Consider the following 17,731-nt stretch of genomic DNA (forward strand, 5'->3'; position numbering starts at 1 on the left):
AGGACAATAGCCGAATTTAAGAAGTCACTGCGGTCTCTGAATGGATCGTAATCTGCATCCAGGAAGGCTATTCCGAACAGAATAACCCCCACGGTTATCCTTAACTTGAGAGTTGCCCGATATCCAGTCATCGCAACTCCCAATGAACGGACGACCCGATCATAGGGTACCCACCGCACCGTCCTGCGCGATCACCAAACGCTCCGCCCCCCGTGGGCAGGGGATGGGGGTGGGGCACCCCCGGCCCATGACCGGAAATGCCGCCCATCGTCTGGACACATGCCAGACGCTTGACCCCGCTAACCTCACCAATGCCCGGTGTTGCCCATGCTCAGCCAAGGCTCCGCCGGCTCCTTCGCCCCACCCGCCTGCAGCAACTCCACCGACACGTTGTCCGGCGAGCGTACAAACGCCATCCGCCCATCCCGCGGCGGCCGGTTGATCAGCACCCCGTTCGCCTGCAGATGCGCGCAGGTCGCATAGATGTCGTCCACCTCATAGGCCAGGTGCCCGAAGTGCCGCCCGTCCGACGGCAGCCCCTCGTCGCCGTCCCAGTTGTAGGTCAGCTCCACAGGGCACTCCGGCTGGCCGGGCGGTGCCATGAACACCAGCGTGAACCGCCCCCCCTCGTTGTCATAGCGCCGCGTCTCCTCCAGCCCCAACAGCCGGTAGAACGCCATCGACGCCTCCAGATCCTTCACGCGCACCATCGTGTGCAGGTACTTGATCCCCATCTCATCCTCCATCCATCTAGCGAGTATCACCCGCCCTGACCCCAAGTTATAGTAGACCCCGACTCGCCACAACCGGAGGCCCCGATGCCCCTCACCCCCGACCAGCTCGCCGAGATTCAGGCCGCACGGGCCACCCCCCGCCCCACCCTCCGCGCCGTTTCCGAAGGGATGGAGGCCCATCTCTACCGCGCCCACCCCGTGCTTGACCACGGCTTCATCCGCGTCATCGACTACATGGGCGACGATGCGGCCATCGTCCAGGCCGCCCGCGTCAGCTACGGCGCCGGCACCAAGCACGTCCAGAACGATGAGGGCCTGATCCGCTACCTGATGCGCCACTGGCACTCCACCCCGTTCGAGATGTGCGAGGTCAAGCTCCACGTCAAACTGCCCGTCTTCGTCGCCCGCCAGTGGATCCGCCACCGCACCGCCAACGTCAACGAATACTCCGCCCGCTACTCGATCCTGGACCGGGAGTTCTACATCCCCGCCCCCGAACACCTCGCCGCCCAGTCCACCGTCAACAACCAGGGCCGGGGCGAGGTGCTGACCGGCGAAGAAGCCGCCCGCGTCCTCGACCTCCTCAAATCCGACGCCAACCGCGCCTATGACCATTACGAGGCGATGCTGTCGCAGGACGGCCAGCAGGGCCTCGCCCGAGAGCTTGCCCGCATGAACCTCCCCGCCAACATCTACACCCAGTGGTACTGGAAGGTCGACCTGCACAACCTCTTCCACTTCCTCCGCCTCCGCGCCGACCCCCACGCCCAATACGAAATCCGCGTCTACGCCGAGGCGATTGCGGCCTGTGTGAAGGACTGGGTCCCCCTGGCCTACGGGGCATTCGAGGACTACCGGATGGGGGGAGTGACGCTCTCCTCCAAGGCGATTTCCGCCTTGAAACGAAGGCTTGCTGGTGAGACCGTGAGCCAGGAAGACTCCGGCATGTCGAAGGGTGAATGGCGGGAGTTTGTGGAGGTTTGGGGGTAAAAAGATATGGATGCAGCTATCAGAGATCCGAAACCATCCGTCGAAAGAATTGAAGAGCTCGCAAGACGAATTATTGAGAGCGACATACTCTTGCCGAAGTTTCAACGAGATTTCGTGTGGAACCGCGCCCAGATAATCGACCTCTTCGACTCAATTTCCAAGAATTACCCAATCGGAAGCATTCTTCTGTGGCTCAGTAAACAGAAACTTCGTTCAGAGGTGAACATTGCTGGCCTTCCATTCAAGGAAAGACCTGATGAGTATCCAGTAAATTATCTGCTTGATGGCCAACAACGTCTTTCCTGTATTTGCGGCGCTCTTTTTTGGAAACCTGTGCACGGTGACGAAGATAGTGTTTGGAATATTGCATATGACTTGAAGACAAAGAAGTTCATTCATCTTTCAACAACAGATGAGCCGCCAGTACATCAAATTCGCCTAAATAAGTTTCCCGATGCCTCAAAATATTTCGCACATGTCGCAAGTTTGCAGCAAGCTGGGGAAGCAGGTCTCGCCACAGAAGCGGAGCGATTTTTTGCTTTGCTCAAAAGCTACTCGATCGCTTCAGTAACTTTGCATGATATGCCAATTGAAGATGTGGCACCGATTTTTGAAAGAATCAACAGCACTGGCACGAAGCTAACAATTGTAGACCTCATGCGTGCGGCGACTTGGAGTGAAGAGTTTGACTTAGTTGATACCATCGACCAACAGGTTCTAGAAGCCGTTTCAGGCAAAGGGTTTGAAACCATTGATCGTCGAGCGGTATTGAGGGTAATGTCGTCAGCCTCGGGATTTTCGTTCAGTACAAGTGGAATTGACAAGCTTCGCGACCGTACAGCTGATCAATTGAAGGCCGCCGCTGATTCTACGGTCACAGCGTTTAAGCTAGCTACGGACTTCCTTCATGACCAGCTAAAGATTCCGAATGCTGAAGTTGTTCCTTATGTGAACCAAATTGTCGTGATGGCTGAACTTTTTCGCAGAAAACAGACTCTAAGTGCACAAGAGGTAAACGCGCTTAAGCACTGGTTTTGGAGGACTACACTCTCGACCTATTTCAGTGGCTGGAGTTCCGGCCAAATGGACATGGATTTGCAGAAGATTGAAGAATTTACTTCGGGAGGATCAAAGGAGCTAGACATTGGCTCTGGGACTCCACCGAGTTCTATTTGGAAGAGTCGATCATTCCGAGCAAATACCTCGCTTTCGAAATTACTTGGCTTGCTACTTACCCAGCATGATCCGCGTGATCTTGTTTCTGGTCAGAAGGTGAAGTTGGCCCAAGCGCTGGCTTGGCAGAACAATCGTGAATTTCATCACATCTTTCCTCAAGCGTTTCTGAAAGAGCGTGGATTTCATCCCCCGGAGATAAACTCCTTGAGCAATTTTGCTCTGCTGTCCTCGGTGTCCAACAAAACAATCTCCGACCAAGCTCCGTCTCAATACATCCGAGATTGTGAGAAGCGGATTGGTGCCGATTTTGCTGAGGTGTTGGCCTCAAACCTTATCTCGCCAGCGGCTTTTGATCACCTGCTGGCAGATGACTTCCGAGCCTTTCGAAACCAACGTTCCGAAGATCTTCATGCAGCTGCTTTGAAGCTTTGTGGATACTAAACCCACCGCCAGCCCGGCCCTCGCAACCCCACCCGGCCCATCACCCCTGAAAACAGTCCACCGGACCGCTGTCGCCCCAAACGCAGGGGCGCGCGGTGCCGGTGCTCACTTTTGCCAAAACCCACATTCTAATATACATTTCACTTCATATCACAGGACATCACCAAGTGACCCACCTCCTCACCCGCCAGATCGCCACGATCACCGAACTCCGCGAACCGCACAAAGTCCTCGCGCGGGCGAAGGGAGAGCCTGTGGCAATCCTGAAGAACTCCGAAGTCGCGGCCTATTTGATCCCCGCCGAACTCGCCCACCCCGAATGGGCTGACCCGACGCACCCGGGCTACGACTCCTTCGACGAGCTTTTCGCAGCCCTCAACGCCCGGGAGACCTGACCGAAGAAATCGGCCAGATCATCATCCGCTGCGCTCAAGGGCTGATGGAGGATGGCGACCTTGCCAACTGGCTTCGCGACAAGGCGAAGGCTGGCTAACGGGGCATTAACCACCGCCTTAACAAACCCCTAACGCCCACGACCAACCCATTGGACCCGAACGACAATCCCAAAATGTCCACCGTGGACAGAGGTCCTTGCGGCCCCCGTCACCCGCCCGTCTCGACCCGGATCAGCCGCACCTGGTCGGCCGTCAGGTAGCCCGTCACCGGCTCTCCGCCGTCGGCCTGCCACTCGGCGATGGCCCGGCGGGTGCCCGGCCCGAAGGTCCCGTCGGTCCGCTGCGGGTCATAGCCCAGGCGGGTCAGCCGGCGTTGCAGGTCGACCCGCTCGGTCCGGGTCAGGCCCAGCAGGCTCTCCTCCAGCGCGGCCTCGCTGTCGGCCCCCGAAGCGGGTGCCTCCGCCCCCGCCTGGCTGGCCAGAAGCTTGACCTGCGCCGCCGTCATGTAGCCGGTCTGGGCCTGCCGGTTCGCCCGCTGCCAGCCCCGGATCGACGCCCGCGTCTTGGCCCCCCACAGCCCGTCCGCCACCCCGGGATCATAGCCCAGGTCGGAAAGCTGCCGCTGGATCGTCACCCGCTGGGTCCGCGTCAGTTTCAGCGCGGCCTCGACCTGCGCCGGGGTGAGGTCGTCATCCTCGTCCTCGGGCGGCGTCACCACGGCCCCGCGCAGCAGGACCTTCAGCTGGGCCTCGGTCACATAGCCCGTCACCTTGTCCCCCCGGTCGCGCTGCCAGGTCGCGATCGCGGTCCGGGTATTGCGGCCCCAGACCCCGTCGGTCCCGTAGGTCCGGTAGCCCAGCCGCGTCAGTTCGCGCTGGACGGCGACCTTCTGGGCGGTGGTGATCCGCAGCCGCGCCTCGGCCTGTGCGGCCGCATCGGCCGTGCCCTCGGCCGGGGCGCCCAGCCGGGCCAGCGCCTGTTCGGCCCGGGCGCGATAGGCCCCCTTGGGGAACTTTGCCAGGTAGTCGCGGTAGGCGCGGACCGTGTTCGCCTCCTGCGCCGCGATCCAGGCGTTGCGATCAAGCTCTTGCTGGATCAGCTCTTGCGCGATCCCGCCGATCACGTCGCCCAGATCCTGCGCGGGGGCAGGACCGGTAAGGGCAAGGCCGGCCGCCATGGCCAGGGGCAATGAAAGCAACCGCATCGGAACATCCTTTCCATCCCACAGCGGCATCCGCCGCGCTTGCTGGGATAACACCGGGATCGGCCGTCGGTTGCAAGCGGGTGCTGGTCAGCCCGTGCCGGCATGCTACCTTTCTTGCCGAAGGAGCCCCCGCATGACCCTTACCCTGTACACCGCCACCGCCGCCGTGTTCCTGATCCTGGATGCGATCATGCTGACCCTGGTGATGAAGCCGCTTTTCAGCCGCCACATCGGCCCGCTTCTGGCCGAGCCGATCCGCATCGCCCCGGCGGCGCTGTTCTATCTGGCCTACATCGCGGGGTTGGTCTACCTGGTATCCCTTCCCGCGCTGAAAACCGGCGCGCCGCTTCTTCTGCCCGCACTGGTCATCGGATTGATGGCCTATGGCACCTATGAATTCACCTCATGGAGCGTGATGCGGGACTGGCACTGGACGATGGTGGCGACGGATGTCGCCTGGGGCGGGTTCCTCACGGCGTTTTCGGCCTGGGCTGGGGTGACGATCACCCGGATGATCCATGGCTAAGGGCCTTTGCGGCCACCGGCCTGCCATGCTACCCGTAAGGTCAAGCCCTTGATACGGAACGTCCCGCGCGGACGGAAGGAAGTTCCATGATCCTTTACGGCATCCCGACCTGCGACACCTGCAAAAAGGCCCTCAAGGCGCTGGAGCGGGCGGGCAAGGACGTCAGCTTTCGCGACATCCGGGCCAACCCGTTGACCCAGGATGAAGTTGACCGGATCGTGCAGGAGTTCGGGTCGAAGGCGGTGAACCAGCAATCCACCACCTATCGCAGCTTCAACGATTTCCTGAAGGCCTCGGACCCCGAAGCACAGATCATGGCGCAGCCGACCGTGATGAAACGGCCGGTCATCCAGGACGGTGAGCGCTGGTATCTGGGATGGGACAGCGCGACCGAAGCCGCGCTGACCAGTTAGAGCAGACGCAGGTCGCCGGCCGACTGCTTGCCGTCGCGGCCCGACTGCAGTTCGTAGCCGATCTTCTGGTTGTCGCTAAGGCCCTTCAGCCCAGCACGTTCCACGGCCGAGATGTGGACGAACACATCCTTGCCGCCGTCATCCGGCGCGATGAAGCCATAGCCCTTGGTAGCGTTGAACCATTTCACGGTGCCTGTCGGCATTCCGCTTCTCCTCTCAGAACCCCCCGCGGCGTCATTGCCGCGAGCCGTGCCACCAGGTCTTCCAGGGCTTCGTTCAGAGAGCCGTGCAGGAATTCTGTCGTCACTGCGGCGATGATGCCAATCATTCGCTGAAAATCAAGCCGCAACGCGAACAGTCGGCCCGGTCGGCAACCGGGACGCCTGTTTTGCGGGCAGGCCTGCATCAGCCGGGGGGCAGCGCCTCAAGGCCGAAGCGGGCGATGGCCTCGTCCAGCGAGATTGTCTCGGTCCGGGTTTCACCCAGGCGGCGGACGCTGACCGTGCGGCCCTCGACCTCTTGCATCCCGATGGCCAGGATCACCGGGACCTTGCCGACGGAATGCTCACGGACCTTGTAATTGATCTTCTCGTTGCGCACGTCCGCCTCGGCCCGGACCCCCGCCTTGCGCAGGGCGGCCACGACCTCATGCACGAACGGGTCGGCGTCCGAGACGATGCTGGCCACCACAACCTGCCGCGGCGCCAGCCAGAACGGCAGTTTGCCGGCGTAGTTCTCCAGCAGGATGCCGATGAAGCGTTCAAACGAGCCCAGGACCGCGCGGTGCAGCATGACCGGGCGGTGCTTGGCCCCGTCCTCGCCCACATATTCCGCATCCAGCCGGACCGGCAGGTTGAAGTCGGCCTGGAACGTCCCGCACTGCCATTCGCGCCCGATGGCGTCGGTCAGCTTGAAGTCCAGCTTCGGCCCATAGAACGCCCCGTCGCCGGGGTTGATCGTATAGGGCAGGCCCAGACCCTCGATCGCCTTTTGCAGCGCGGTTTCGGCCTTGTCCCAGACTTCGTCGCTGCCAACCCGAACCTCGGGCCGGGTGGACAACTTGATGTCGAACTTCTCGAACCCCAGGTCCTTGTAAACGCTGGACAAAAGCGCGATGAACCCGGCGCATTCGGCCTCGATCTGATCCTCGGTGCAGAAGATATGGGCATCGTCCTGCGTGAAGCCGCGCACGCGCATCAGCCCGTGCATGGACCCCGACGATTCATACCGATGGCACGACCCGAACTCGGCCAGCCGCAAGGGCAGGTCGCGGTAGGACTTCAGGCCCTGGTTGAACACCTGCACATGGCAGGGGCAGTTCATCGGCTTCAGCGCGTTGATGCGCTTTTCCTTGGCGCCCTCTTCGTCGACCTCCACGATGAACATGTTCTCGCGGTAGGCCTCCCAGTGGCCCGACTTTTCCCACAACACCCGGTCCACGACCTGCGGCGTCTTGATTTCCTTGTAGCCCGCCTGCCGCAGACGGCCGCGCATGTAATCCTCAAGCTGGCGATAGATCGTCCAGCCGTTCGGGTGCCAGAACACCATGCCCGGCGCTTCTTCCTGCAGGTGGAACAGTTCCATCTCACGGCCAAGCTTGCGGTGGTCGCGCTTGGCGGCCTCCTCCAGCATCGTGAGGTGCGCCTTTAGGTCGTCGCGGTTCTTGAACGCCACGCCGTAGATCCGCTGCAGCATGGGCCGCGAAGCATCGCCCAGCCAGTAGGCCCCCGCGACATGCGTCAGCTTGAACGCATCCGCCGGAACCTGGCCCGTGTGCTGGAGGTGCGGCCCCCGGCACAGGTCCTGCCAGGGCCCGTGCCAATACATCCGCAGATCCTCGCCCTCGGGGATGCGGTCGATCAGCTCCAGTTTGAAGGGTTCGCCCCGGCCCCGGTAATATTCCACCGCGCGGGCGCGGTCCCAGACCTCGGTCCGCACCGGGTCGCGGGCGTTGATGATCTGCTTCATCCGCGCTTCGATCTGGCCAAGGTCCTCGGGCGTGAACGGCTCTTCCCGGTCGAAATCATAGAACCAGCCATAGTCGCGGACCGGGCCGATGGTGACCTTCACGTCCGGCCAGATTTCCTGCACCGCGCGGGCCATGATGTGGGCCAGATCGTGCCGGATCAGCTCCAGCGCCGGGGCGTCGTCCTTCAGCGTGTTCAGCGCAATGGTCGCGTCGGCGGGGATCGGCCAGGCCAGGTCCCAGTGCTTGCCGTTGACCTGCGCCGAGATCGACGCCTTGGCCAGAGAGGGGGCAATGCTTGCCGCCACTTCGGCAGGGGTCACGCCCGCCGGATACTGGCGGATGTTGCCGTCGGGAAATGTCAGGGAAATCTGGCTCATGGCCGTCTCCTCGTCAGTTTGGCGCCTACGAAACGCCCGGTTGCGGGTTATGTCGCATCGTCTTGCCCAAGCGGGGGGGCGAAGTCAAGCCATGCGCGGAACTTCGCCCGGCGGTCGCGGCCTGCCTCACGTCCGCCGCGATGCGGCTTATATTCACCCCCATGACCACCTTCCTCACCACCCCGCAAGGCCGCCACATCGCCTATCACCGCACCCCCGGCCGCGAGCCGGGCGTGGTCTTTCTGGGCGGCTTCCGCTCGGACATGACCGGGTCCAAGGCCCTGCACCTGCAAGCCTGGGCCGAGGCGACGGGCCGCAGCTTCCTGCGGTTCGACTATTCCGGCCACGGCGCCTCACGCGGGGTGTTCGAGGAACTGGCCCTGTCGGACTGGCGCGCGGATGCGGCCGCGCTGTTGGAGGTGCTGACCGAAGGGCCGCAGGTCCTGGTGGGGTCGTCCATGGGCGGCTGGATCGCGCTGTTGCTGGCGCGCGACATGCCGGAAAAGGTGGCCGGGCTGGTCGGCATCGCCGCCGCACCGGATTTCACCGAACGGATGTGGGACGAAGAGCTGACCCTGGCCGAACGGACCCGGCTGATGGAGGACGGCATCTTCTATCGCCCCTCGGACTATTCCGCCGACCCTTACCCGATCACCCGCCGGCTGATCGAGGACGGGCGCGAGAACCTGGTTCTGCGCAGCCCGCTGCACCTGCCGATCCCGGTACGCCTGTTGCAGGGCACCGCAGATGTGGACGTGCCCCCGGCCGTGGCGGTCGGTCTTCTGGACCACATCTCCAGCCCCGACCTGCGGCTGACGCTGGTCAAGGAGGCGGACCACCGCTTCTCGACCCCCGCCTGCCTGGCCCTGCTGACCCAGAGCGTCGAAGAGGTGCTGGCCGTCCGCGACGCTGGCCAGGGCGCCGAGGGGACCGAGGTCCTGTCGCTGACGCACCTGGGCTAGGCGTCAGGCGCCCAGCAACTGCGCCGCAAGCGCCCGGCCGCTGGTCCAGGCATCCTCGACCGTTCGACCCAGGCACCAGTCCCCGCCCGCAAACAAGCCTTGCGACGGATCGGCCAGGAAGGGCTGGCCCAGGGGCCGCTCGGCCTGGGAAAAGCGCCAGCGATGCGCGACCGCATGGGTCGCCTCGGCCGGCCGCCTGCCGATATGGCGGCAAAGAAGCGGCAGCATCCGTTCGGCGATCTGCGGCGGTTCAAGCTCCAGGTGGCGGCGGCTGAACGCGGCATTGGCCTGCGCGACCCAGCACTGCCGCCCCCCGTCCCGCCCCGGCTTGGCGCTGTCCAGCGCAATCCAGTCGAGATCGTCAGTCTCCGTCCGCTCAGGTGCGGGCGATGCGCACACCCCTTTGAAGGCCGCCATCAGCGTCAGACAGGGTGCCATCTCGACCGCACGAAGCGCCGAGGCCAAAGAAAGGTCCGGGGCGATCATCCGCAGGATCTGCGGCGCGGGCAGCGTCAGGATCACGCGGTCAAAGACCTGGGCCTGATCGCCCCAAGCCACGCGCCAACCGGAGCCTTCCGCCGTCACGGCAGTCACCGTGGCACCCGCCTGAACCTCAAGCCCCTCGGCCAGATACCGCGCGAAACCGGACATCCCCGGAAGCCCGACAAAGGCCGCCGCCCCGGCATCGGCGGCGCGCAACGGCCCCTGCCACCCCGCCAGCGCACCGGCCTCCTCGGCCTGCCGCAAGACCTCGGCGAAGCCCGACCCGGTCGCGGTCAGATAGGGCGCGCCGTGGTCGAACTGCAACCCCGGCTCGGCCCGGCGGGTGGCTAGCCGTCCGCCCACCCCCCGGCTTTTGTCGAAGATGACCGGCGCCAGCCCGGCCTTTACCATAGCCCGGGCGCAGGTCAGCCCGGCCACGCCAGCCCCGACAATCGCGATCTTCATGCCCGCAGCCCCTTAATACAGCCCCGCCACCCGGCCGCGCAGGGCGACCAGAGCCAGAACCGTGTCGATAGTGGGTGTCGGCGTGTCGGTGATCCGGCCCAACTCCTGCACCGAGCCGACCAGCGCGTCGATCTCCATCGGGCGGCCGGCGTCCAGATCCTGCAGCATCGAGGTGCGATGCGCCCCGACTGCCGCCCCGCCGTCGATCCGACGCTCCACATCAATCGGAAAACTGACGCCCAGCTTTTCGGCCACCACCTGCGCCTCGACCATCATCCGCCGCGCCACGTCGCGGGTGCCGGGGTCGGTGCAAAGTACGTCCAGAGTGGCATGGGTCAGGGCCGAGATCGGGTTGAAGGACAGGTTGCCCCACAGCTTGACCCAGATCTCATCGCGCAGGCGGGGCCGGACCGGGGCCTTCAACCCCGCCGCCTGCAAGGCCTGCGACAAGGCGGTCGCGCGGTCGGATTTCGACCCGTCCGGTTCGCCCAGCGAAAAGCGGTTGCCCTCGATATGGCGGATCGTGCCAGGCTCGCTGACCTCGGCAGCCGGATAGACGACGCAGCCCAGCACGCGGTCGGGGCCGAAGCCCTCCCACTGCACATTGCCGGGATCGACGCTGTGCAGGCGTGTGCCCTCCAACGGGCCGCCGATCTTGTGGAAATACCACCAGGGCACGCCGTTCACGCCGCTGACGATGGTCGTCTCTGGCCCGATCAGCGGCTGCATCGCGCCGACCACCGGCGGCACCGAATGGGCCTTGAGGGTGACGATCAGATAGTCCTGCGGCCCAAGGTCGGCGGCATTGGCGCTGGCCCGGACCGGGACGGTGACGGGCTCCGCGCCCTCTTCCAGCAAGGTCAGGCCCTTGGACTGGATCGCCGCCAGATGCGGCCCGCGGGCGACGATGCTGACATCGGCCCCAGCTTGCACCAGCTTGGCCGCCATGTAACCGCCGATCGCGCCGGCGCCGAAGATGCAGATTTTCATGTGCCGTTCCTTCAGGCCGGTTGGCCAAGCCCCAGTTTCTCGGCCAGCCCGATCCGCTGCAGCTTGCCGGTCGCCCCCTTGGGAATCTCCTCCAGGATCACCACCCGGCGCGGCACCTTGAAATCGGCCATGCGGCTGGCGCAGAAATCCCGGATTTCGCGTTCGGTCGCGGTCTGGCCTTCGCGCAGGACGACGGCGGCGGCGACCTCTTCGCCCAGTTTCGGATGCGGCATGGCAAAGGCGACCACCTGCTGGATCGCCGGGTGATCCAGCAGCACCCCATCCACCTCCAGCGGACTGATCTTCTCGCCGCCACGGTTGATGATCTCTTTCAGCCGCCCGGTCAGACGCAGATAGCCCTCGTCGTCCAGGGCACCCTGGTCGCCGGTGCGGAACCAGCGCAGACCGTCGGCCTGAAAGAAATTCTTCGCGTTGGCGTCGGGGTTGCCTTCATAGCCCGGCGTCACGTTCGGGCCCGAGATCACCACTTCGCCCGTGCCATCGATCAGGCGGTTCTCCACCTCATGCGCGATGCGCAGCAAGGGACCGGCGGCCACACCGACCGACCCCGGCTTCTGCGCGCGGGGCGGCAGGGGGTTGCAGGCCATCTGGTGCGTGGCCTCGGTCATGCCATAGGCCTCGATCACCGGAGCCTGGAAGGTCTCGGCCAGTTCCAGCATCACCTGCGCCGGCAGCGAGGCCGAGGAGGAGCGCAGGAACCGCAGCGGATGCGCCTCGATCACGTCGCGGTTGCGGGCGGCACGCGACAGGATCGCCTGGTGCATGGTCGGGACGGCGGTGTACCAGGTCGGCTCTGCCTCTTTCATCCAGCCGAAGAACTTCAGCGCGTCGAACCCCGGCGCGCACCAGACCGAACTGCCAGCGGCGAGCGAGGCCGTGACGGCGGCGATCAGGCCGTGGATGTGGAACAGCGGCATCACGTTCAGGCAGCGATCCCCGGCGGTCAGCGCCAGCGACGCTCCGATGTTCCGGGCCGAGGCGACAAGGTTCGACTGCAACAAGGGCACGATCTTCGGCCGCGACGTGGTGCCCGAGGTGTGCAGGATCAGCGCCGTCGCATCCGGCCCGGGCTGGCCGGCCGGGGCGGGCGTGGCGGACTGCGGGCCGCTTAGCCGGAACTGGCCGGCCGGGGCGCCCGCATCGCTGTGCAGGCGCAGGACGGTCATCCCCAGCGGGTTCGCCGCCGCCAGCGCCGGCCCGTCATAGCCGTCGGGCACGACGATGGCCTTGGCCTTCAGATCCTCCAGATAGAAGCTGAACTCCTTCTCCTGATAGGCTGGGTTCAGCGGTGCCGTCACCGCCGCCTGCGCGATGGTGATGAAGGCCGTGGCCATCTCTGGCCCGTTCGGCAGCACGATCGCCACCCGGTCCGCAGCGCCAATGCCAAAGCGGCGCAGGTCGGCTTCCACCTCGGCCGCCAGGGACCGCAGGCCGCCATAGGTCAGCCAGGCGCGGCCCGGTGCCCCGATGGCATTTGACCCGGCCGGCGTGTCGGCCAGCAACGCAGAAACTGTGGCGGTCATGGGTGTTCTCTTTCGTTCACAGGGTCAGCCAGACGGAGTTAGCGCGATGCGGCATAGTAGGAAACCTTGCGCTCCAGATAAGCCAGGAATTCCGACAGGGCGAAGGCCAGGCCGAACAGCACGATCAGCACCGCCCAGAATTCGGCCATCAGGAACTTGCTGGAATAAAGTTCGAACAGGGCGCCGAACCCGACGATCGAGATCAGCAACTGGCCGATGATCACCCCCTTCACCGCCCGGATCACCCCGATCCGCACGCCGCCCAGGATTTCCGGCAGGGCGGCCCAGAAGTAGACCTTGACGAAGGCATCCATCGGCGAGGCCCCGAAGCTGCGCGCCATCTCCACCAGCGACCGGTTGATCTGCCGCACCCCGGCGCGGGCGTTCAGAATGATGATCCAGATCGCGAAAAGCGTGGTGGTGATGATCACCGTCTTGGTCCCAAAGCCGAACAGCACCATCAGCACAGGCACCAGCGCGGTCAGCGGCGCCGACAGGAAGATGTTGACCCAAGGCAACAAAAGCTCGTCCACGATGCGGTTCTTGCCCATCAGGATGCCGGTCGGGATACCGATCACGATGGCGAAAAAGACCCCCGCCAGAAAGGCATAGGACGTGACCCAAAGCGCGTTCAGGAAGGCCGGGGTCGGGATCAGGCCAATCAGGGTTGCCAGCACTTCGGAAAACGGCGGAATGAAGAAGGTCAGTTCCAGGCGACCCACCACCTCCCACAACAGCGCCCAGATGAGCAGCGACGACAGAGCCGGCAGCTTGAAGCCATAAAGCGTCATTGGACCCTACTCCACATAGCTGCGCAGCGAGGCCCAGATCCGGTCGACGATATCCAGGTATTCCGGGTCGCGGCGGATGTTGTCCACGCTTTTGTCGCGGAAGCTGGAGGGGCGGATGATCTCGGACACCCGGCTGGGGCGCGGCAGCAGGATGGCGATCTGGTCCGAGACATAGACCGCCTCTTCGATGGAGTGGGTGACGAAGATGAAGGTCTTTTTCTCGTTCTTCACCAGTTCCAGCAGGTCCTCCTGGAACTTGCGGCGGGTCTGCTCGTCGACGGCCGAGAACGGCTCGTCCAACAGCAGCACCTGCGCATTCACCGACAGCGCCCGCGCCAGGCCCACGCGCTGGCGCATGCCGCCGGAAAGCTGGTGCGGGAACTTCTTCTCGAACCCGGCCAGCCCGACCTCGCGGATGTATTTCTCGGCAATCGCCTCGCGTTCCGACTTGGCCACGCCCCGCAATTCCAGCCCGAAGGCCACGTTGCGGATCACGCTGGCCCAGGGCAACAGCGCAAAGTCCTGGAACACGAAGGACCGGTCGGGGCCGGGGCCGGTAACCTTGACCCCGTTCACCTCGATCTCGCCCGAGGTCGCCGGCAACAGGCCCGCGATGATCTTCAGCAGCGTGGTCTTGCCGCAGCCCGAGGGGCCGAGAAGCGAGGTCAACTCGCCGCGCGGAAATTCCAGCGACAGGTCCTTCAGCGCCTGAACGTCGCCATAGACCTTCGAGACGTTGCGGACTGAAACGGCGCTATCGGTCACGGCCTGCCGTGTATCTGGCTTAATCGGCTGCATATCCACGGTTGTTCCCTTCGAAGAGGATGTCTTCAAGCTTCTCAAGCAGGTTCAGGAAGATCACTGCCAGAAGGATGATCGAGAAGATCGCCGCATACATGCTGGGATAGTCGGCGATCGAGCGGCTGTAGGTGATGATATCGCCAACTCCGGTCGGCGTGATTTTCAGTTCGGACAGGATGGCCCCGATGAACCCCGCCGAAACACCCAGGCGCAGGCCCGAAAAGATGACGGGCGAGGCCGCCGGCAGGATGATCTTCAACAGCACGTCCCGGTCATGCGCCAGGAACGAGGTGGCCATTTCCTTCAGCGACGCCGGCGTGTTGCGCACGGCCGAGGCGGTGTTCAACACGATCACCGGCATCGCCATGATGCAGACCACAAAGACCTTGGAGGTCAGGCCGATGCCATAGACCATCACCAGAAGCGGGATCAGCGCCGCCAGCGGGGCGGCCTGCATGACGATGAAGATCGGCGAGAACAGCCATTCGAACCCCTTGCTCAGCCCGATCCACAGGCCAAGCCCGATGCCGAACACGGCCGAGATCAGGACGCCCACCACCAGGGGTTGCAGGGTTTCGGCATAGGCCACGAAAATGGACCCGTCGAAGGTCATCCGCGCCAGCGCGGCCATCGAGTCGATGAAGGTGGGAAAGGCATAGCTGACGGGGACGCGCCCCGCGATCTCCCAGGCCCCGAACACGATCAGGGCCGAGAGAAGCTTCAGCATGAGAGGACGGTGTTTCAGCACGTCGCGGTCCGCCTTGGGCCAGGGAAGGGGAACCGTCGGCAGCCGGGCCGCCGACGGTCAGGGACTTTACTGGGCCATCGCCGCGTCAAGCGGGGCAAAGTACCAGAAGTCCTCCAGGTTCAGCGTCGCGGGATCGCCTTCCAGCTGGCCGGCTTCGACATACCATTCCATGTCGGCCTTCGCCGCCTCGCGGCCACCACCGTTCGGATCGTACAGACCACCGGCCACCGCTTCGGTGTAGAACTCGTCGATCTCGGCCAGCACTTCGGCCGGAAGCTGGCCGATCGGGCCGTCCGGGCTGGTCTCGCGGCGGATGATCGTCGGGTCCTTCGCCATGTCGGACCAGGTGCTGTGCAGCGCCTTGACCAGGATGTTCACCGCCTCTTCGTTTTCCTTGATCCAGTCCAGGTTGGCGAACAGCGCCTCGTCACTGGCCTTCACCTCGAACATCGGCAGCGAGTTGAAGCGGTCGCCCGCCTCCTCGATGATCTTGTTGCGGTTGGACAGATCCAGGATGGTGGCGTTCCCCTGCCCCGCCAGCATCGCCGCAACCCGGTTGCCCGAGCCCGGCACATAGGACCGCTCACCGAAGGTGATGCCCTCTTTCTGCTCGATCACGTTGGCGATGGAATCCGTCCCGCCCCCGCGCGAGTGCAGCATGATCGGCTGGCCATCCAGGTCCTTAAGCGTGGTGAATTCCTTGGTGGTGACCGGGAAGAACACCAGCTTGGACAACTGGAAGATGATCCGCACAGGCGCTTTCGACCGCTGCATGGCGGCGTAGGGCGTGCCGAAGGCGATATCCATGTCGCCGCTCAGAACCGCCTGAATGGCCAGTTCTTCCTCGGCGAAGGCGGTCCATTCATAGTCCAGCCCATTGGCCTTGGCGCGGTCCAGCGCCACGAAGAAGGCCGCCATTTCGTCCGAGGGCGGCTCGGCCAGCGCGATGCGGATCGTCTCGGCCTGCGCGGCCGACAGGGTCATGCCGGTTGCAAGGGCGACCCCTGCAAGTCTTGCGATGAAGGCGTTCATGATTCTCCTCCCTGAGAATTCAGTTCACTACCGATATGTCCGGGCTTGGCTTCCTTTCGTCCTTGGCCCGGACGGTCTTTCTGCTTCACACCTCGCCAAAAAGCCGGTTTGCCACCGATCCCAGATGCCGCCGCATCGCGTCATAGGCGGCGCCCGGATCACGGCTGGCAATCGCGGCGGCAATCGCGTCATGTTCGGCAAAGCTGGAATGGTCGGGCGAGGGCTTGGTGCTTTGGCGGGTGACGCTGCCCCAGACCACCGCACGCCGAACCTCGTTCAACTGGTCGAACAGCGCCAGCAGCAGCAGGTTGTCGCTCGCCTCGGCGATAGCGCGGTGAAAAAGGTCGTCCTGCACCTCGTATTCGTTCCAGGTCGTCGCCGCCTTCGCCCGCTCGATCGCGCGCTGCATCTTGTGCATCGCCTCGCCCGAGGCATTGACCGCCGCCTCGCGGGCAATCGCCGGCTCGATTGCAAGCCGGGCGCGCATCATGCGGAAGGGCGTCAACTGCCGCCCCAGTTCCACCATGGCGCTGGAGGGCGCGGACTTCGGCAGATCACCGGACACGAAGGTGCCCTTGCCGACATGCCGCCAGATCATCCCGTCCCGCTCCAGCGCGTCCAGCGCCTTGCGCAGCGTGGCGCGGGACAGGCCCAACTGGTCCGACAGGTCCCGCTCGGGCGGCAGCTTGGCCCCGCCGGCATAGCCGCCGTCCAGGATGAACCCGCGCAACCGCGCCACGGGGTCAAGCACTTCGGACGTCTGATCGCGCATCTACCGCCCCGCATTGGTCAACCAATTCACTTGATTTTTTGACGTTAGACCCCGCAAGATTCAAAATCAATCGCAAATTGGTTCGAAAAACCGGCTTCATGCTGAACCATCCCGATTGATTTCACCCGGGCGCTGCGATAGCGTCCCGGCCGGAACATCCCGCAAAAGGTGAAACATGACCGACTACGTGATCCCGCAGCCCCCGACCCCCTCCATTCCTGCCAGCGGCGGCGGGGCGTTTCCCGTGCGTCGCGTCTATTGCATCGGGCGGAACTACGCCGCCCACGCTGTCGAAATGGGCCACGACCCGGACCGCGAACCGCCGTTTTTCTTCCAGAAGAACCCCAACAACCTCGATTCGACCGGAGAGTTCCCCTATCCGCCGCATTCCAGCGACGTGCATCACGAGGTTGAGCTGGTCGTCGCGCTGAAGTCCGGCGGCACGAACATCGCCATCGCCGACGCGCTGAACCATGTCTGGGGCTATGCCGTGTCGCTGGACATGACACGCCGCGACCTGCAGGGCGAGGCCAAGAAGATGGGCCGCCCGTGGGAAATCGGCAAGGCGTTCGAACGCTCCGGCCCGGTCGGCCCGCTGCGCCCGGTGTCCGAGGTCGGCCACCCCGACCACGGGCGAATCGAGCTGAAGGTCAACGGCGCGCTGCGGCAGGAAGGCGACCTGAACCAGATGATCTGGAAAGTGCCGGAAATGATCTCGTACCTGTCCGAGTACTTCGAACTGCAGGCCGGCGACGTGATCATGTCGGGCACCCCCGCCGGTGTGGGCGCCGTCGTCCGCGGCGACACGATGGAAGCCACGATCGACGGTCTCGGCACCCTGGTCGTCAAGGTCCTCTGACCGGACGCGGGGCCGCCGAACCGGCGACTTGCCGCTTTCGCAGCGATGGCAAGCGGTTT

At 64.1% G+C, this 17,731-nt stretch carries 19 protein-coding genes; 7 read left to right on the plus strand and 12 right to left on the minus strand.

The features are described from left to right. Positions 1-305 precede the first annotated feature (305 nt). Positions 306-734, minus strand: coding sequence for a VOC family protein (locus CXR42_RS06850; protein WP_103257076.1), 429 nt, complete (start codon positions 732-734; stop codon positions 306-308). Positions 735-818: 84 nt separating this feature from the next. Here CXR42_RS06850 and thyX point away from each other — a divergent pair, with 84 nt between their 5' ends. The 3 genes from thyX to CXR42_RS06865 all read left to right on the plus strand — a co-directional run bounded on the left by thyX (position 819) and on the right by CXR42_RS06865 (position 3,736). Beyond that, positions 819-1,724 carry an FAD-dependent thymidylate synthase gene (gene thyX / locus CXR42_RS06855; RefSeq protein WP_103256679.1) on the plus strand — a complete coding sequence of 302 codons (906 nt, stop codon included), beginning with the start codon at positions 819-821 and terminating at the stop codon, positions 1,722-1,724. 6 nt (positions 1,725-1,730) lie between these two features. Beyond that, positions 1,731-3,341, plus strand: a complete 1,611-nt coding sequence (locus CXR42_RS06860; RefSeq protein ID WP_103256680.1) for a DUF262 domain-containing protein — start codon at positions 1,731-1,733, stop codon at positions 3,339-3,341. Between the two features lie 167 nt (positions 3,342-3,508). Continuing rightward, the gene (locus CXR42_RS06865) at positions 3,509-3,736 is read left to right on the plus strand and encodes a hypothetical protein (protein WP_103256681.1); all 228 of its coding nucleotides are present in this window, start codon (positions 3,509-3,511) and stop codon (positions 3,734-3,736) included. A 208-nt stretch (positions 3,737-3,944) separates the two neighbouring features. Here CXR42_RS06865 and CXR42_RS06870 read toward each other — a convergent pair whose 3' ends face one another. Then, positions 3,945-4,940: a peptidoglycan-binding domain-containing protein gene (locus CXR42_RS06870; protein ID WP_180995979.1), complete on the minus strand. Its 996-nt coding sequence runs from the start codon at positions 4,938-4,940 to the stop codon at positions 3,945-3,947. A gap of 133 nt (positions 4,941-5,073) precedes the next feature. Between CXR42_RS06870 and CXR42_RS06875 the strand changes: the two genes are divergently transcribed. Both CXR42_RS06875 and CXR42_RS06880 read left to right on the plus strand, forming a co-directional pair. Continuing rightward, complete coding sequence (locus CXR42_RS06875) at positions 5,074-5,466, plus strand: DUF2177 family protein (RefSeq protein WP_103256683.1); 393 nt, start codon at positions 5,074-5,076, stop codon at positions 5,464-5,466. Between the two features lie 86 nt (positions 5,467-5,552). After that, positions 5,553-5,879: an arsenate reductase family protein gene (locus tag CXR42_RS06880; RefSeq protein WP_103256684.1), complete on the plus strand. Its 327-nt coding sequence runs from the start codon at positions 5,553-5,555 to the stop codon at positions 5,877-5,879. On the opposite strand, the gene CXR42_RS06885 is transcribed toward CXR42_RS06880, so the two are convergent. Continuing rightward, entirely contained in the window at positions 5,876-6,082 is a 207-nt protein-coding gene (locus CXR42_RS06885) for a cold-shock protein (RefSeq protein WP_103256685.1), read from the minus strand. The genes CXR42_RS06880 and CXR42_RS06885 overlap by 4 nt on opposite strands. A gap of 202 nt (positions 6,083-6,284) precedes the next feature. Continuing rightward, on the minus strand, positions 6,285-8,225 hold the full coding sequence (gene thrS, locus CXR42_RS06890; RefSeq protein ID WP_103256686.1) for a threonine--tRNA ligase: 1,941 nt from the start codon (positions 8,223-8,225) through the stop codon (positions 6,285-6,287). 161 nt (positions 8,226-8,386) lie between these two features. Between thrS and CXR42_RS06895 the strand changes: the two genes are divergently transcribed. Continuing rightward, positions 8,387-9,187 (plus strand): alpha/beta hydrolase, encoded by an 801-nt coding sequence (locus tag CXR42_RS06895; RefSeq protein WP_103256687.1) that lies wholly within the window; start codon positions 8,387-8,389, stop codon positions 9,185-9,187. 3 nt (positions 9,188-9,190) lie between these two features. On the opposite strand, the gene CXR42_RS06900 is transcribed toward CXR42_RS06895, so the two are convergent. From CXR42_RS06900 to CXR42_RS06935, 8 genes are all read right to left on the minus strand, one after another. Next, on the minus strand, positions 9,191-10,135 hold the full coding sequence (locus CXR42_RS06900; protein ID WP_103256688.1) for an NAD(P)/FAD-dependent oxidoreductase: 945 nt from the start codon (positions 10,133-10,135) through the stop codon (positions 9,191-9,193). Positions 10,136-10,147: 12 nt separating this feature from the next. Beyond that, complete coding sequence (locus CXR42_RS06905) at positions 10,148-11,125, minus strand: 2-dehydropantoate 2-reductase (protein ID WP_103256689.1); 978 nt, start codon at positions 11,123-11,125, stop codon at positions 10,148-10,150. Positions 11,126-11,136: 11 nt separating this feature from the next. Beyond that, positions 11,137-12,669 (minus strand): acyl--CoA ligase, encoded by a 1,533-nt coding sequence (locus CXR42_RS06910; RefSeq protein ID WP_103256690.1) that lies wholly within the window; start codon positions 12,667-12,669, stop codon positions 11,137-11,139. Positions 12,670-12,707: 38 nt separating this feature from the next. Beyond that, positions 12,708-13,460 (minus strand): ABC transporter permease, encoded by a 753-nt coding sequence (locus CXR42_RS06915; protein ID WP_103256691.1) that lies wholly within the window; start codon positions 13,458-13,460, stop codon positions 12,708-12,710. A gap of 6 nt (positions 13,461-13,466) precedes the next feature. Continuing rightward, complete coding sequence (locus CXR42_RS06920) at positions 13,467-14,225, minus strand: ABC transporter ATP-binding protein (RefSeq protein WP_245875355.1); 759 nt, start codon at positions 14,223-14,225, stop codon at positions 13,467-13,469. Between the two features lie 19 nt (positions 14,226-14,244). Beyond that, the gene (locus CXR42_RS06925; protein ID WP_245875356.1) at positions 14,245-15,009 is read right to left on the minus strand and encodes an ABC transporter permease; all 765 of its coding nucleotides are present in this window, start codon (positions 15,007-15,009) and stop codon (positions 14,245-14,247) included. Between the two features lie 66 nt (positions 15,010-15,075). Next, positions 15,076-16,041 (minus strand): ABC transporter substrate-binding protein, encoded by a 966-nt coding sequence (locus CXR42_RS06930; protein ID WP_103256693.1) that lies wholly within the window; start codon positions 16,039-16,041, stop codon positions 15,076-15,078. A gap of 85 nt (positions 16,042-16,126) precedes the next feature. Next, a complete protein-coding gene (locus CXR42_RS06935) occupies positions 16,127-16,813 on the minus strand; it encodes a FadR/GntR family transcriptional regulator (RefSeq protein WP_103256694.1) in 687 nt (228 codons plus the stop codon). 175 nt (positions 16,814-16,988) lie between these two features. On the opposite strand from CXR42_RS06935, the gene CXR42_RS06940 reads away from it, so the two are divergent. Continuing rightward, a complete protein-coding gene (locus CXR42_RS06940) occupies positions 16,989-17,672 on the plus strand; it encodes a fumarylacetoacetate hydrolase family protein (protein WP_103256695.1) in 684 nt (227 codons plus the stop codon). The last annotated feature ends 59 nt before the right edge of the window (positions 17,673-17,731 follow it).

Source organism: Tabrizicola aquatica (assembly GCF_002900975.1).
Lineage (GTDB): Bacteria > Pseudomonadota > Alphaproteobacteria > Rhodobacterales > Rhodobacteraceae > Tabrizicola > Tabrizicola aquatica.

Excerpts from the sequence above, each read along its gene's own strand:
- CXR42_RS06850 (WP_103257076.1), bottom strand. The coding sequence starts at position 734 with ATGGGGATCAAGTACCTGCACACGATGGTGCGCGTGAAGGATCTGGAG.
- thyX (WP_103256679.1), top strand. The coding sequence starts at position 819 with ATGCCCCTCACCCCCGACCAGCTCGCCGAGATTCAGGCCGCACGGGCC.
- CXR42_RS06860 (WP_103256680.1), top strand. The coding sequence starts at position 1,731 with ATGGATGCAGCTATCAGAGATCCGAAACCATCCGTCGAAAGAATTGAA.
- CXR42_RS06870 (WP_180995979.1), bottom strand. The coding sequence starts at position 4,940 with ATGCGGTTGCTTTCATTGCCCCTGGCCATGGCGGCCGGCCTTGCCCTT.
- CXR42_RS06875 (WP_103256683.1), top strand. The coding sequence starts at position 5,074 with ATGACCCTTACCCTGTACACCGCCACCGCCGCCGTGTTCCTGATCCTG.
- CXR42_RS06880 (WP_103256684.1), top strand. The coding sequence starts at position 5,553 with ATGATCCTTTACGGCATCCCGACCTGCGACACCTGCAAAAAGGCCCTC.
- CXR42_RS06885 (WP_103256685.1), bottom strand. The coding sequence starts at position 6,082 with ATGCCGACAGGCACCGTGAAATGGTTCAACGCTACCAAGGGCTATGGC.
- thrS (WP_103256686.1), bottom strand. The coding sequence starts at position 8,225 with ATGAGCCAGATTTCCCTGACATTTCCCGACGGCAACATCCGCCAGTAT.
- CXR42_RS06895 (WP_103256687.1), top strand. The coding sequence starts at position 8,387 with ATGACCACCTTCCTCACCACCCCGCAAGGCCGCCACATCGCCTATCAC.
- CXR42_RS06900 (WP_103256688.1), bottom strand. The coding sequence starts at position 10,135 with ATGAAGATCGCGATTGTCGGGGCTGGCGTGGCCGGGCTGACCTGCGCC.
- CXR42_RS06905 (WP_103256689.1), bottom strand. The coding sequence starts at position 11,125 with ATGAAAATCTGCATCTTCGGCGCCGGCGCGATCGGCGGTTACATGGCG.
- CXR42_RS06910 (WP_103256690.1), bottom strand. The coding sequence starts at position 12,669 with ATGACCGCCACAGTTTCTGCGTTGCTGGCCGACACGCCGGCCGGGTCA.
- CXR42_RS06915 (WP_103256691.1), bottom strand. The coding sequence starts at position 13,460 with ATGACGCTTTATGGCTTCAAGCTGCCGGCTCTGTCGTCGCTGCTCATC.
- CXR42_RS06930 (WP_103256693.1), bottom strand. The coding sequence starts at position 16,041 with ATGAACGCCTTCATCGCAAGACTTGCAGGGGTCGCCCTTGCAACCGGC.
- CXR42_RS06935 (WP_103256694.1), bottom strand. The coding sequence starts at position 16,813 with ATGCGCGATCAGACGTCCGAAGTGCTTGACCCCGTGGCGCGGTTGCGC.
- CXR42_RS06940 (WP_103256695.1), top strand. The coding sequence starts at position 16,989 with ATGACCGACTACGTGATCCCGCAGCCCCCGACCCCCTCCATTCCTGCC.